15 protein-coding genes, 1 tRNA gene and 1 pseudogene are annotated in these 14500 nt (G+C 57.2%); 9 read left to right on the top strand and 8 right to left on the bottom strand.

The genetic code is table 11. The annotated features are described in order from the left end of the window. The first annotated feature begins 13 nt into the window (after positions 1-13). Complete coding sequence (locus AC3B5Q_RS03065; RefSeq protein WP_488392819.1) at positions 14-997, top strand: hypothetical protein; 984 nt, start codon at positions 14-16, stop codon at positions 995-997. 153 nt (positions 998-1150) lie between these two features. On the opposite strand, the gene AC3B5Q_RS03060 is transcribed toward AC3B5Q_RS03065, so the two are convergent. From AC3B5Q_RS03060 to AC3B5Q_RS03030, 7 genes and pseudogenes are all read right to left on the bottom strand, one after another. Next, positions 1151-1741, bottom strand: coding sequence for a DUF4145 domain-containing protein (locus AC3B5Q_RS03060; protein WP_488392818.1), 591 nt, complete (start codon positions 1739-1741; stop codon positions 1151-1153). A gap of 216 nt (positions 1742-1957) precedes the next feature. Next, a complete protein-coding gene (locus AC3B5Q_RS03055; protein WP_488392817.1) occupies positions 1958-2818 on the bottom strand; it encodes a hypothetical protein in 861 nt (286 codons plus the stop codon). A 295-nt stretch (positions 2819-3113) separates the two neighbouring features. After that, positions 3114-3389: a hypothetical protein gene (locus AC3B5Q_RS03050; RefSeq protein WP_488392816.1), complete on the bottom strand. Its 276-nt coding sequence runs from the start codon at positions 3387-3389 to the stop codon at positions 3114-3116. Continuing rightward, positions 3386-4365: pseudogene (locus tag AC3B5Q_RS03045) on the bottom strand (site-specific integrase). Before AC3B5Q_RS03045 ends, AC3B5Q_RS03050 begins: the two are co-directional and overlap by 4 nt. Positions 4366-5526: 1161 nt before the next feature. Next, positions 5527-6681 (bottom strand): Fic family protein, encoded by a 1155-nt coding sequence (locus AC3B5Q_RS03040; RefSeq protein ID WP_488392815.1) that lies wholly within the window; start codon positions 6679-6681, stop codon positions 5527-5529. A gap of 250 nt (positions 6682-6931) precedes the next feature. Further along, positions 6932-7007, bottom strand: a tRNA-Thr gene (locus AC3B5Q_RS03035). A gap of 71 nt (positions 7008-7078) precedes the next feature. Further along, positions 7079-7489: a pilin gene (locus AC3B5Q_RS03030; RefSeq protein WP_274103375.1), complete on the bottom strand. Its 411-nt coding sequence runs from the start codon at positions 7487-7489 to the stop codon at positions 7079-7081. A gap of 216 nt (positions 7490-7705) precedes the next feature. On the opposite strand from AC3B5Q_RS03030, the gene AC3B5Q_RS03025 reads away from it, so the two are divergent. The 4 genes from AC3B5Q_RS03025 to yacG are packed head-to-tail and all read left to right on the top strand — an operon-like array spanning position 7706 to position 10603. Then, positions 7706-8914 (top strand): type II secretion system F family protein, encoded by a 1209-nt coding sequence (locus AC3B5Q_RS03025; RefSeq protein WP_274103376.1) that lies wholly within the window; start codon positions 7706-7708, stop codon positions 8912-8914. Positions 8915-8916: 2 nt separating this feature from the next. After that, the gene (locus AC3B5Q_RS03020) at positions 8917-9783 is read left to right on the top strand and encodes a prepilin peptidase (RefSeq protein WP_274103377.1); all 867 of its coding nucleotides are present in this window, start codon (positions 8917-8919) and stop codon (positions 9781-9783) included. Further along, positions 9783-10406, top strand: a complete 624-nt coding sequence (gene coaE, locus AC3B5Q_RS03015; protein WP_004575721.1) for a dephospho-CoA kinase — start codon at positions 9783-9785, stop codon at positions 10404-10406. Before AC3B5Q_RS03020 ends, coaE begins: the two co-directional genes overlap by 1 nt. After that, complete coding sequence (gene yacG / locus AC3B5Q_RS03010) at positions 10403-10603, top strand: DNA gyrase inhibitor YacG (protein ID WP_010951889.1); 201 nt, start codon at positions 10403-10405, stop codon at positions 10601-10603. Before coaE ends, yacG begins: the two co-directional genes overlap by 4 nt. 194 nt (positions 10604-10797) lie before the next feature. Here the strand turns inward: yacG and AC3B5Q_RS03005 are convergent, their stop codons facing one another. Continuing rightward, complete coding sequence (locus tag AC3B5Q_RS03005; protein ID WP_021784188.1) at positions 10798-11505, bottom strand: energy-coupling factor ABC transporter permease; 708 nt, start codon at positions 11503-11505, stop codon at positions 10798-10800. A gap of 87 nt (positions 11506-11592) precedes the next feature. Here AC3B5Q_RS03005 and AC3B5Q_RS03000 point away from each other — a divergent pair, with 87 nt between their 5' ends. The 4 genes from AC3B5Q_RS03000 (at position 11593) to AC3B5Q_RS02985 (ending at position 14395) form a co-directional block, all read left to right on the top strand. After that, positions 11593-12024 carry a hypothetical protein gene (locus AC3B5Q_RS03000; protein WP_021784189.1) on the top strand — a complete coding sequence of 144 codons (432 nt, stop codon included), beginning with the start codon at positions 11593-11595 and terminating at the stop codon, positions 12022-12024. A gap of 55 nt (positions 12025-12079) precedes the next feature. After that, positions 12080-12709 carry a DUF1780 domain-containing protein gene (locus AC3B5Q_RS02995; protein ID WP_003247546.1) on the top strand — a complete coding sequence of 210 codons (630 nt, stop codon included), beginning with the start codon at positions 12080-12082 and terminating at the stop codon, positions 12707-12709. Between the two features lie 132 nt (positions 12710-12841). Further along, the gene (locus AC3B5Q_RS02990; RefSeq protein ID WP_008091951.1) at positions 12842-13015 is read left to right on the top strand and encodes a DUF3094 domain-containing protein; all 174 of its coding nucleotides are present in this window, start codon (positions 12842-12844) and stop codon (positions 13013-13015) included. Between the two features lie 84 nt (positions 13016-13099). Then, positions 13100-14395, top strand: a complete 1296-nt coding sequence (locus tag AC3B5Q_RS02985) for an NAD(P)/FAD-dependent oxidoreductase (protein ID WP_060546218.1) — start codon at positions 13100-13102, stop codon at positions 14393-14395. Positions 14396-14500 lie beyond the last annotated feature (105 nt).

Here is a 14500-nt window from a genome sequence, read left to right as displayed (position 1 = left end):
GAAGGTGGGGTTCATGGATCGCACTCGCTCAACTCACGTGGAGTTTGTCGCTACTCATGTGGCCACTGGTACAAAATACTCAGTAGAGGCCAAGCGCCGTGAAGGCCTCAGAATGAAGATCAATAAACTACTTTACAGCGCTTTACGTAAGAAGGCTGATCACTCCAGAATCGTCTTTATAGATACGAACGATCACCGTTTGGAATATAATCAACGCGAGCACCTGCCTAATCCCTTGGCGGAAACTAGGGCATTACTGAATAAATACTCGAAGGACCCGACTGGCAGAACACTACCTCCGACTTATGTGATCGCAACTCACTCACCAGAAGAGCATCACCTAGATATGATTGACGTGCCCCTCAGCCTTGTACTTCTGGGATTTCACATAGATGATCTTCAACCTGGATATAAGCCTCTCTTAGAGCAGGTTAATATTCAAAGAAGGCATTTACCATTGTTCGACCTTACAAGATCCATGAGTGAGCACTGGCGAATCCCGGTTTCATTCGATGGTGAGGCAGACGTTTTTGCTATTCGATCGCCAGATGACAGACTTCAGGCCGGATCGAATTACGTGGTGCCAGGACCGGACGGTGTGAAATGCGAAGCTCTCTTAGAAAGTGGTCTAGTTATGCCAGATCAGAGACAAGCACACTGTATTTTTACATCAAGTAACGGCATGCGCTTTATATGCATTATCCCCCTAACGGAGACTGAGCTTGAGGCATACAAGCAACATCCATCAACTTTTTTCGGCGTAGTTGACCCGAACGCTACTAGAAACTCGTTAAATACTCCGCTAGACCACTTTAACTTCTTCTGGAGAGCCTACCATCGCACTCCAAAAGCGACTCTTTTAGAGTGGATGGAGGCTGCTCATAACTTCAATTACTTATCCTTGCTTCCGCAACAAGAGCTTGCTACACACTATTGTGCTTGCATGGCTGAGGCAATGATCGGCAGCTCTTTCGTTAGAATCAATGTTGACACATAACTTCTAGACAAGCATCAGCTACGGAGCGTAGCACTTACGGAGTACCGCCCTTCTGAACACTTAGCGAAACACTAAAAACTGTTTACATCCATAATTGCCGATTAACGCACAAACCACATAAAATATAGCTCAACACTGATCCGGCACAAATCATTACTTCGCTGGCTTCGCGCGTCGTGCTTTCATTTTTTGAAATTTTGGTCGCATATAGTAAAGCGTCTCAAGTATTGCTTGCAAAAAATCTAAAGCCTCATTCGCATCTTGACGATCTATGTGCTCCTCGGACGCATGAGCGCCATAATTTCTAATCACACGAAGCTCGTTAGCCCAATCATGTATCTCCTGACTAATAGCACCATTTTGATACATCGCCTGAAGACCTGAAAACATAGTTTTCTGTTTACTATCATAGTCTTTAGTTACCGCTTCAAGTGCTCTCCCAACCATCACCACGCAGGCGATCCATGCCTTTGAGCTTTCACAACGCACAGCCTCCTCGTAAGATACTCGAACCACTCCAGGAAGAAAATATCCTATATGTCGATCATGCGCCGGATACAAACGATAGTAAGAATCATTTTCGAAACCATCGCCAACATCCTCTCGTACAAATACAGCTGGATTGCCGCAGATTTCGCACTTGGCAAATGTAAACTCCTCTGGAGGTGCTTCATCTGGCAACAGGTGAACCTGCATAGTAACAAAATTGCTATATTCTTCACAGCGAGTACAGATATAGATCACTTCCCCTTCCCCAAAACTGAAAACCCAGCCTTACAAATTCAAGATGGTCCCAACCATTTCACCCTACGCCCACCGACAGCGAATCAACTTTCAGTCAACATCCTCATGAATTAAGACTTGCGCTCCAGCTTAATCAAAATAACCTGAAGCCTGATAAATTACCACACCAAATCTGGCCACGTATAAATTATGCATAGTCATTCAAAATACTAAATATTACGCTTCCTTTTCCAAACGCCCCATATAGTTAGGAATTAACGATTCACTAAAGCCAGACAAAAAACAAAGGGAGAGCAAGATGAATGGACCAGACCCGCCAGATTCAACAAAGGAAAAAATTATTCCGGCCTTGATGATTGTAAATGTTATAACTCCTGCAATCACCGATATTACTAGTCGCTCCGCACCATAAAGACTGTACATCCAATTTTGGATTGCCTGCTGTGCCCATACATCTTTTGCTTTAAGTGACACTGAAAAAAAACCACCGATTGACGCGTATGCTGCTGCGTAGCAAAATTGCAAAAGCATGCTATTTTCGGTAAAAAAAACTTGTTGCCTGTGAATATAAGCATATACAGACATTGAGCAAACCACGCCGCAAAGCACAATTGCCCCCAATAAATAATACAATCTCCCTAAAACGCGCTGAGAAAAATCGGACCTAGCATCGCTCTCAATTTTTGCAAAAATCTTATTCGCGTCTTCAACATTACCCCTAATAGCTAATACAAGGGCTGAAGCAGCACGTTGCTTGTATGAGGAGTCCGCACTATATTTAAATATTATTGATTTTATTCGATCAAAAGCATCTTTTGACTTATTAAAGTTCTCAACAGGCTGCTCATTATCTTCAATTTTAGTGTGAATATACACCCGAATCGACTCAACAGGATTGGTTGATTCGATCTCATATATTACATATTCATCACCTCGGGCGAAGATTTTAATTACCTTACAACCAGTCGGGCAAATCTCTCCAACTTTAATTCCATTCAATGCCTGCTTCTGTTCGCGCTGATATGCCTCCTCCTTAGTGAGTGGCTTTATCGGCTGTACAACTGATTCTGATTCCATACGCTTGGCTCTTATTCTCGCGGACTGACAGAAGTCTCATCCCTAGCAGGGCATCCATAATAGCACATTGGGATCACACAGTCGCTTGGCTCAATTTTTTCAGCATGAAGCATTAAAATCTCTGCGCCGCGATCTAGGATGAAGCGATCAAGCGATGGCGTGGGCTTCCCGCTGTATATGTGGCTTGCAAAAGTCCACTAGTGGCGGTAGACCTTGCAAGTCGAAATTTGTCTACCAAGAGAAGTAACAATCAGTTGATTGCTGCCGATTTTGACCATTAACACAAGCTCCTCGCTTAGCGCTTAACTACCCATGACTTTTCTAATCGGCGAGCGAGCAGCCGCGCAGTCAGCAAATAGTAATACCGCGTTACCTCACTACGCCGCCCTAGGCGATGTTGGAGAAACCAAACCACATGCTTTCTCTGCCAAGCCCAAGGCGTCTCTCGCTGCCAGCGCTCTGCGATTTCGGCTTGGATAATCTTCGCCTGACGCAAATGGCGTTGCCGCGTCGCGCGCGACCCGGTCAGCACGCCAGCCAAGAACAGTTCCATATCGAACGGCTTACTCATGCTCGCCCCCCAACGTAGGCAGCGACCACGTCGATCCGGCCGTGCCCCAGCTCATAGCTGATTTGCCTTCGGGCCTCACGATCAAGGCTCCTATCTATTTGGCAACATTCACCACCGTTGATAGGTGCGCGGTGCTGGGTGATTTGCTCATAGCGCTCACACGCAAACGCCGCCCTTAGCTCATGAAAACCTTTGAGGCTGTAGGCATGGAGGATGTCCCGCGCAGGGCGAACGATTTTCTGAAAAACGCTCAGGTAGCTTTCGTTTGGGGCAATCAAGTTGCGGCTACCCGAAGGCGACACCTGCTCTGCAAATCCAAGCACGCGTCGAATAGGTCGTCCACCGCAATCCAACGTGACGCCGAGGCGCCAGCGCGGCCGCCTTTGGTGCCGTCCTGGATGTTGATCCTGCCAAAATCTTTTGCCTCACGGCTTCGCCGTGGAAGGTCAGCCAAAATGGCCTCACGCAAACGCATGCCGGTGGCTCTCGCCTGCAGAACGATCGCTGCGGCCCATAGCTGGTGAATGCTGCAAAGCGCATCGACGATCTGCTTCACCTGTTCGCGGTCTTGGCCCTGCGGCACCGACTGGCGAACCCCAGTGCGCTGCATACCCAACGCCTTGCTCGGACTTGGCAACTTCACGTACTGATCACCGCGAAGCCCCGCCATGGTCCTGTTAACGCTGGATAGTCGATTTTGTGCGGTGCTTACGGCGAGGTCACCGCGCCTAACCATGTCGCGCAGATACGCTGCGTAGTCGGCCAACACCTTTCGATCAATCAGCCGCGCATCATTGATACCGGGCCCTTGTTCGGAGCGGCACCACTTCACGAATGCCTGCCACCGATCACAGTGTGCCCTCACCGTGCCGTAGTGACCGCTGCCGAACATGTCTTTCAGCGCCTGCGAACCTGCGTAACTCAATTGCCTGCCGTGGCCGAAATTACGGCCATCGCGTTTACTCACCAATGCCATGTCGGTCACCTCATCGTCCGCTCTTCGATCCTCGCCCCACGTCATCCCGCCAAGAATGTTGAGTGTTATCAGGGATCAAGGCCCCTGCGACCTGTGGGGAATGTCCACTACGCGGGACTGGCGGCTCCTTACGTCCGGGAGCAAGGGCACCTCATGATCTGGCCTCCTTAACACCGTTGCCGGTGGGCGGGTGGAGGCAGTGCTGGCTGACGAGACCAGCGCCTGAAGATCCTGAGCCATGTGCAAGCAGCACTGCGATGACCGGGGCATGCCTGACTGTCAGTCAGGTGCAGTCCATTCCCTGGTCAGCGGCACCATCATCTACGTGGCTGTTGCTGGTGACATCGGCGTTTGTCACGCCGATTGTCACGAGGGGGATTGCCGCAAAGCCTTGTGCGATCAGGGCTGCAGCAGTGGTAGAAGTGCCCGTCTCTTTCCACAGAAAGAGACGGGCACAGGTTGGCGCAATAGTCGGCCAAGCGGATAGGTTGCTGCAGGACCGCGAAGTAAAGAGAGAACGTCTGGCGCACGAAAGCGATGTACTGGAATAGGCGTCCATCACATGGGTAGTGAACGTGCGAGCTACCGGCTTGGGGAGTACACCAAAAATCATTGCCGGGGGCTTTCAGGGCTCGTACCACAGGTCGCTGACGAAAATTGCATTGGCACTGTTTTTTATACGTGCGTATGGCGGGTCAGTATCTCGGCGCATGGCACGGGCTTCACCCGTGTTCGCGGGCAAGCCCTAATGCCAGTCAGTTCATGTTTTCCGGCTTGGTTGGGGCTGCTTTGCAGCCCTTCGCGGGCTTGCCCGCTCCCACAGGAATCGCGCTAGCTTTTAGAAATTGAGCAAGACAGTTGGCTCACACAGGTACGGGGTAATATTCCGGGTAGCGAAACCTGTTCCACTGCCCGGCTGCGTATGCTTTGAAAAGCTGCTCCGAAGTAGCTTGAAAGGGTTTTGTGGGGAGAGGGAACTGTGTTGCAGGGCACAGTTCAGCGGTGGAGCAAGAATTGCCGGGGCCGCCTTGCGGCCCTTTCGCGACACAAGGCCGCTCCCACACAGGGGCGTGGAATATTCGAGCATCGTGCTTACATTCGGGCCTTAAAGTTCACGAAAGGAGAGAATTTAAGCTGAATTAGTGCCGATCTTTCAATTATTCAAGGCCTGTCGAGTGGCTCTGGAATGAACCCCTGCTCCCTCAGTGCCTTGATGACCCCACGCACCAGATAATTGTTGGAAAAGCCAATGGTGTATTGCCTCGAACCTGGGTTGATTGGCAGAAGCATGCCTTGCTCTACCAGATTCTTGATCTGATAAGTCCGTTGGTTAGCCGTGAGCGCGGGGAGTGCCTGAGCAATGTCACTCGATTTCACGACCTTCATCTTTATGACGCTGACCAGAATCTGTTCCTCGGTCTCGGTAATCCACTCTCGACTGCGTGCAAAACTCACCGCCGGCAACAGAATGCACTTCGTGAGGTAGCCATAGTCGGTGAGCTTGTCCACCTTCTCCAATTCGTCGCGGATGCCCTGCAGCACATAGGTACACCATGCCTCCAGCCCTGCTGTGGTGCCAGTATCGGCAAGCCCTAGCATGGTGTAGTACTTGTCCCGGTCATTGCAGAATACCGCTGTGGGGTTGAGCACCCGACCACCCGTGTTCACGTTGAAGCCGTACTTCATCAACAGCGCGTAGGTCAGCAGCCTTACCACCCGCCCATTGCCATTGCCGAATGGATGAATCCAACCGAAACGGTGGTGCGCCAGGGCGACCTTCATCAGCGCGTATTTAGGGGAATCGTCGCGATTGATGAAGCTGACCAACTCCTGCATGTACTGCGGCACCAGCACACCTTCTGGAGGCAGATGCTCCGCCTGTGCGATCCTGACCGCCCATTCCCGGTAGGCGCCTGGCGTTTTATCGCCTTCACGCCGTAACCCCATTACGGTCATGGCGTGCAATTCTCGGATAGTATGCTCTGTCAGGTCTGCACCAGGCTTGATCACCTCTTCGATGTAATCCATCGCCTTTTCGATGTTGGCAATTTCCAGCAACTGATCGGTGCTCTCGGCCTTCCCTTCGACTTTGCTGTCGATGTAGTCGGCCAGTGTGGTGTGGTTGCCCTCGATTCGAGCAGACCCCAAGCTCTCCAGCGTGTGGAACAGCGCCTTCAACTGAAAGAACACCTGAGGTGGAGTGTCCCCTTCCAGCCTCAGCCTGCGCAGAAACTCGAGCTCGGCCAGAACGTCAACCAGCGGCGAGTCGAAGGACGGGTTCAGTAGCTGCAGGTCGTGGTGAGAAAACTGGGGCATCTCAAAATTATCTCTAAACGGGAAAATCATTATCTAGAAAAATTTCGGTTCTCACCCCGTAAACGCTGGCCAAAACCTGATCGACAGCTAACCATTATCTAAAAATACGTGCAACCTTAAGTGGAAAACTGCGAACCACAAAGTCAGAAACACGCAGATCCTTTGGGAAAAAGCGGGAACAAAAAAGCCCGCACAAGGCGGGCTTCTATTGGTACCTGGTAGCGAGAAATCGCCATAGGCCAACTGATTCTGGTGCCGGAGACAGGAATCGAACCTGCGACCTTCGCGTTACGAGTGCGCTGCTCTACCGACTGAGCTACACCGGCGTGTAGCGCAACGTACCACTGCTCACACCCGTAACGCAAACCCCTGTTTCCGCTGGTTTATTGCCCTGCCCTCAAGCCCCCTTGCACCCTTTGGGCGCCAGGTCTTCCTCGATGTCGGTCGTGCACGCCCAGCCGCTGGCCGAACGCGTCAGGGTCAGGGCCTTGCCCAGTGCGTTGGCAGGCGCATCCACCAGGGTGCAGACAATGCTACCGCTACCATCCGCGGCCTTGCCGCTCGCCGTGATCGCACAATGCGCCGTCGCCGGCTGGCCACCCAGGGCGGCTACATCCGCTACATTCTTCCCATCATTCAGCCGCAGATCCATCGCCGTCTTCAGCGCGCTGATCTCCAGCAACCCGGCCGCGGCCTTGGAGCGGGCCTGGTGGTTGGTGTACATCGGTAAGGCGATGGTCGCCAGAATGCCGATGATCGCGACGACGATCATCAGTTCGATCAGGGTGATACCGCGTTGCCCTTTCATGAACGTAGTTCCTTTTTGATTCGCTTACACATTGAGGTCAGTTGCGCCCCAACCGGCAGCGGCGCAGTAGGCCTGAACAGACACCTTTTGTCACCCCTGCCCGCACGGGCGTCATCTTCGCTGAACTACTCTAGTGAGCATCACGGACGCGTGCCCTTGCATGGACGCGGCAAGCTGTTTCCAGGCTTGTCGCCAGGGCTGAACAAGGACCTTTGCATGACTTCATCTTCACTTCTCTACCGCTGGCACGGCACCGACGCCAATGGCGCGCCGGTCAGCGGCCAAACACCCGGGCGCAGCCCGGCTTATGTGCGCGCCGGGCTGATTCGCCAGGGCATCACGGTGGCGAGTTTGCGGCCGGCCAGCGGGCTGGCGTTCAGCTTGCCAAAGCGGCGCGAAAAGGCAGACCCGGCGGGGTTCAGCCGGCAGTTGGCGACGTTGCTCAAGGCCGGCGTGCCGCTGCTGCAGGCGTTCGAGGTGATGGGCCGCAGTGGTTGCGATGCGGCGCAGGCGGCGCTGCTGGAAAGATTGAAACAGGATGTGGCCTCGGGCCTGGGGTTGGCGGATGCATTGCAGCGTCACCCGGCATGGTTCGATGCGCTGTATTGCAACCTGGTACGGGTGGGCGAGCAGTCCGGTACGCTCGACCGGCAGCTGGAGCAGCTGGCCGGCATGCTGGAGCAGCGTCGGGTGCTGCACAAGAAGGTGCGCAAGGCGATGATCTACCCGCTGCTGCTGTTGCTGACCGGGCTGGGGGTGTCGGCAATCTTGTTGCTGGAGGTGATTCCTAAATTCGAGAGCATGTTCTCGGGCATGGGTGCGGCGTTGCCGGCATTTACCCAATGGGTGATCAACTTGTCCACAGGGCTGAGCCGGTTTGCGCCGCTGCTGCTGGTGATGGGCTTGGTGCTGGGTGTTGCCGTGCGCCAGCTTTACCGGCAGCACGCGCCAGCGCGCCTGTGGATATCTCGGCGGGTGCTGGACTTGCCCGTGTTTGGCAAGTTGCTGGGGCAGGCCGCGCTGGCGCGGTTTGCGCGCAGCCTGGCAACGTCCTACGGCGCCGGGGTGCCGTTGCTGGATGCGCTGGGGACGGTGGCGCGGGTAACGGGTGGCGACCTGCACGAGCAGGCGGTGTTGCGGCTGCGCCAAGGCATGGCCAATGGGCAAGGGCTGAACCAGGCGATGGCCGGTGAACCGCTGTTTCCCCCCTTGCTGGTGCAGTTGACGGCCATCGGTGAATCCAGCGGCACGCTGGACCAGATGCTGGAAAAAGCCGCCAGCCATTACGAGGAACAGGTCAGCCAGGCGCTGGACCAGTTGACCAGCCTGCTGGAGCCGGCCATCGTGCTGATCCTGGGCTTGCTGGTGGGTGGCCTGGTGGTGGCGATGTACCTGCCGATCTTCCAGTTGGGTAGTTTGATCTGAACATGACTTTATGGGCTTTGCTGGCTGAACAGCCAGCGTACTTCCTTACTTTCGCCACGGTGCTCGGCCTGCTGGTGGGCAGTTTTATCAATGTGCTGGTGTATCGCCTGCCGATCATGCTGGAGCGGCAATGGCAGCGTGAGGCGCAAGAGGTATTGGGGCTGCCGACCACGCAGCACGCGCGTTTCGACCTGTGCCTGCCCGCCTCCCGGTGCCCACACTGCGCGCACCGGGTTCGTGCGTGGGAGAACATTCCGGTCATCAGCTACCTGGCCTTGGGCGGGCGCTGTTCGTCCTGCAAAAAACGCATCAGCCTGCGTTACCCGGTAGTGGAAGTGGCCAGCGCGCTGCTGTCGCTGGTAGTGGCCTGGCGCTTCGGCGCTTCGGTAGAGGCGTTGCTGGCGTTGCCGCTGACCTGGTGCCTGCTGGCGCTGAGCCTGATCGATGCGGACCACCAGCTGCTGCCGGATGTGCTGGTGCTGCCGACCATGTGGCTAGGGCTGATCGTCAATGCCTTTGGTATCCATGTGGCCCTGGCCGACGCACTGTGGGGCGCAGTGGCCGGGTACCTCAGCCTGTGGACGGTGTACTGGGTGTTCAGGCTGGTCACCGGCAAGGAAGGCATGGGCTATGGCGATTTCAAGCTGATGGCGCTGATCGGGGCGTGGGGGGGTTGGCAGGTGCTGCCGTTGACGCTGCTGTTGTCGTCGGTGGTTGGGGCGCTTGTTGGCCTGTGCCTGCTGCGTTTTCGCCGGCATGCCATGGGCACGGCAATCCCGTTTGGCCCTTATCTGGCAATTGCGGGGTGGATTGCCGTGCTCTGGGGTGATGAAATATACGCCTCATACATACAACTGCTTGGATACTGATGACCACTGCGGCCTTTACCCCCTGGATTCTCGGCCTGACCGGCGGCATTGGTAGCGGCAAAAGCGCCGCTGCCGAGCGCTTTGTCGAGCTTGGCGTGCACCTGGTCGATGCCGACCAGGCCGCGCGTTGGGTTGTCGAACCTGGTCGCCCGGCCCTGGCCAGCATCGTCGAGCGCTTCGGCCCGGGCGTGCTGCAGGGCGACGGCCAGCTTGATCGCGCCGCCCTGCGCCAGCTGATTTTCGCCGACCCGGCGCAACGCAAATGGCTGGAGCAACTGCTGCACCCGCTGATCGGTCAGGAGATTTTCAGCTATCTGGCCAAGGCGCAGTCGCCTTATGCGGTCTATGTGTCGCCGCTGCTGATCGAATCGGGCCAGCACCATAAGACCCAACGCGTACTGGTGATCGATGCGCCGCAGGACCTGCAAATAGCCCGTACCCTGGCGCGGGACAACACCAGTGCCGAGCACGTGCAGGCCATTTTGCAGGCGCAGTTGGCCCGTGAGGATCGCCTGCGCCATGCCGATGATGTGGTGGTCAACGACGGCGGCCTGGCCGCGCTGCATGAGCAGATTGACCGCCTGCACCACTTTTACCTGACTTTGAAAGGAGGCCAGCCATGAGCCAGCCATTGACCGTCGATTGCCCAACTTGCGGCGCGCCTGTGGAATGGAGCGAAAAAAACGCGTTCCGACCGTTTTGTTCGGACCGTTGCAAGCTGATCGACCTGGGCGCCTGGGCGGCTGAGGAGCACAAGATTGCGGGGTCGGAAGAGTCCGAAGATGAGCTGTATTCGGGGGACCTGGAGCCGCGGCATTGAGCTGATCCACAAATACAACGCGGGCCCACAACCCGCGCGGTACCTGTGGGAGCGGGCAAGCCCGCGAAGCAGGCGGCGCGGTGGATGGCACTGGGCTTCGCCCGTGTTCGCGGGCATGCCCGCTCCCACAGTGAGAGTGCAACCTCTAAGTGCTGTGCATTACCCCCGAAGAGGCCGGCACAGCCGCCACACATTCACCGCTCATCTTCCTTCCACGGCGCCTGCAGGTACCGCGTCCGGTTGAAGGTTTCCAGCCACTCGGGGCAAAACACCACCAGCGCACTGATCACCATGCCGTTGATGAACGCCTCGGGGAACATCATCAGCCACAGGTAGCCCACAAAGTCGCTGAGCCACTCCGGCAGGGCAAACCGCCCGTCCAGCCACAACACCCCTAGCGCTGCGGGGACGCAAACCAGCACAGTCAGCGCGGCCGGAAAAAAACCCGAACAAAAGATGTAAACGAACAGGTTGCGGGGCTGGGCACGCTCCACCAATACCGCGCACACCTCGGTAATCAGCACCGGCAAGCCAACCAGCAACAAACCATTCAACCCCAGCGCCGCCAGGTCCTGACGCCCCAGCGCCAGCAAGCCGAGCTGGGCCATGAACCCACCCAGCACCGCCAGCGGCCAGTCCAGCAACAGGGTGACCGCCGTCATGCCAATAAAGTGGTACGACACCCCGGTATCAAAGTCGCGCCGCACCAGCCACAGCGCAAACAGGCAGAACACCGTACCAAACAGCAAATGCTGGCGGCGCCGGTCGGTAAACAGTTCAACCCAGCGAACCTGGCTGACCGCCCAGATCAGCAACGGCACATAACCCAGCCAGCCGAGGGTAAGGGTGGTGCCGGATAACACCTGCGCGCTGATCACCTGAACAATACCCTTTGCAGCCATGTGGATAAAACCGAGTCTACACCCATTCTCCCATGCCTTCGGCTGCGGTAGGCTGTCGCCTTCCATTCGATGCAGGAAGCATTGGTCATGCTGGAAGGAACCAACCCCGCCCTGCTACTGGCAGCGGCACTCAACGCCATCATCGGCGTAATTCACCTGGCCATCATCGCCGTGGGGCCGCGTTGGTACCGTTTGTTCGGGGCCGGTGAGCGCATGGCGGTGGCCGCCGAAAGGGGCCGCTACTACCCGGCGCTGATCACCGCTGCCATCGCCTGCGTGTTGCTGGCCTGGTCGGCCTATGCGCTGTCGGCTGCCGGGGCGATCGGGCGGCTGCCCTTGCTACTGCCAGTCATTTGCCTGATCACCCTGGTGTATTTGCTACGCGGTCTGCTGGGGCCAGTATTGCTGGCGGGCACCGGGCGTTCGCAGCGTTTTATCGTGGTCAGTTCGCTGATCTGCCTGGGCTTTGGCCTGGTGCATCTGGTCGGGCTGGTGCAGCAGTGGTCAATGCTGGGCTGATTCTCACGCTTAAACAGCATCTTACCGTCATCGATTAGCGGCTAAGCTTGTCTGCATGGATGACTCAGACTACCTGCGCCTGCTTACCATCCAGGCCGAACAAGCCAATGCCTTTCTCTCCAACGCCCGTAAGTGGGAGCGGGAGCGTTGGGTGTGCCAGCGCCTGTTGCAGGGGCTGAACATTCCCTACCGCAGCGAGGACTTCACCCCGGCGGGGCAGGAGCCACCAGACGTGCTGTTCCGCGACGCCGCCTTCGAGGTGTTTTTCGTGCTCGACGAGGGCCGCCGGCTGAACGATGAATGGCGCGAGGAGCTGCAGCGGCGACGCAGTGCGTTTTCCCTGGCGCAGCTGGTACGCCGCGAAGCACGCCCACGGCGCATCAGTGCCACCGAACTGCTGGGGCGCCTGGCGCCCACCTTGCGCAAGAAGGCGCACAATTACCGAGAACGCGGACTGGAACTGAACGAGCTGGACATCATCGCGTTCTCCAGCCTCAAGCGCGAAGTGCTCGACCTCAACACCCACTTCCCGCCGCCTACCGAATACCTGCGCCAGGGCTGGCGCTCGCTGTCGCTGGTCGGGCCAACCTTTGCCCGGGTACTGTTTGCCCACCCCGATGCGCCGGATTTCCTGCGCGGCAACCTGGGCCGCAGCATCGTCTTCGACGTAGGCATCAGTCTTTGATCCAGTGCAGCGACTGTTTGCGATGGCGTACACTCGGCGCCAGGGATAGAAAGCATTATCATTTGTTTCAAGCGCCTGCGCGAACGCTGTAGCGTTTGCACAGTCACAAACGTCTACCTGACGAGGCCCACCATGACCAGCCGCCTGAACCCGGAAGATCAGCGTCGTGTCGATGAGTATCTGCGAGCCCCCCAGCACCAAGTCGAGCGCAGGCCCTTCCGGCCGTGGCTGCTCCTTGTGCTGGTGCTGGCCGTGACCATCGGGTTGGGTCTCATCAGCCGCCTGCTGAGTGGACTGGTGCTATGAGCTGCTTAGCGCTCGCCCTCCCCTCGTGCAGTTTGCGGCCGGCCCCCAGGGCCACGAATTCCGTAAACCTTATGAGATATTCCCATGACTCATCGCATCGTGATTGTCGGCGGCGGCGCCGGCGGCCTGGAACTGGCGACCCGCCTGGGTAAAAGCCTGGGCAAGCGCAAGCAGGCCGAAATCACCCTGGTCGACACCAACCTCACGCATATCTGGAAGCCACTGCTGCACGAAGTGGCCGCCGGCTCGCTGAACTCCTCGGAAGACGAACTGAACTACGTGGCTCAGGCCAAGTGGAACCACTTCAATTTCCAGCTGGGGCGCATGAGCGGCCTGGACCGTGAAGGCAAGCAGATTCAACTGGCTGCCACCCTCGACGAAGAGGGCCGCGAGCTGCTGCCTGCGCGCACCCTGGGCTACGACACCCTGGTGATCGCCGTGGGCTCCAACACCAACGACTTCGGCACCCTGGGCGCAGCGCAGCACTGCCTGTTCCTGGATACCCGTAAGCAGGCCGAGCGTTTCCACCAGCAACTGCTGAACCACTACCTGCGTGCCCACGCCGGCGACGTGGCCAGCGAAAAAATCAGCGTAGCCATTGTCGGCGCCGGTGCCACCGGTGTAGAGCTGGCGGCCGAGCTGCACCACGCTGCCCACGAGCTGGCGGCCTATGGCCTGGACCGCATCCAGCCCAAGGACATGCACATCACCCTTATCGAGGCGGGCCCGCGTGTTCTGCCGGCGCTGCCGGAGCGCATCAGCATACCGGTTCACAAGACCCTGGAAAAACTCGGGGTGAAGGTGATGACCAACGCCGCGGTCAGTGAAGTGACCGAGGACGGCCTGAAAACCAAGGACGGTGAAGTGATCCAGGCCAGCCTGAAAGTGTGGGCAGCCGGTATCCGCGCGCCAGGTTTCCTCAAGGACATCGATGGCCTGGAAACCAACCGCATCAACCAGTTGGTCGTGCGCCCTACCCTGCAAACCACCCGCGACGACAACATCTTCGCCTTCGGTGACTGCGCCGCCTGCCCGCAACCTGGCAGCGACCGTAACGTGCCGCCGCGTGCACAGGCAGCGCACCAGCAGGCTTCGATGCTGGCGCAAAGCCTGAAGGCGCGCCTGGAGAACAAGGCCCTGCCGACGTACGAGTACAAGGACTATGGCTCGCTGGTATCGCTGTCGCGCTTCTCGGCGGTGGGCAACCTGATGGGTAACCTGATGGGCAGCGTGAAGCTGGAAGGCTGGCTGGCGCGCATGTTCTATGTGTCGCTGTACCGCATGCACCAGATGGCGCTGTACGGGTTCTTCCGCACGGCGTTGATGATGCTGGGCAGCAAGATTGGCCGGGGTACCGAGCCGCGCCTGAAGCTGCACTAACAGGCGCCCGCATGCCCTGTATGGCGCGGGTTTACCTGTGAATGCGATGGTGGCTGCACTGCCGCATTCGCGGGTGAACCCGCTCCTACAAAGGGGCGGTGTGGC

Source organism: Pseudomonas sp. D5(2026), assembly GCF_057766845.1.
The sequence above is the reverse complement of the archived record's forward strand: the minus strand, read 5'-3'. Positions and strand labels throughout refer to the sequence as shown.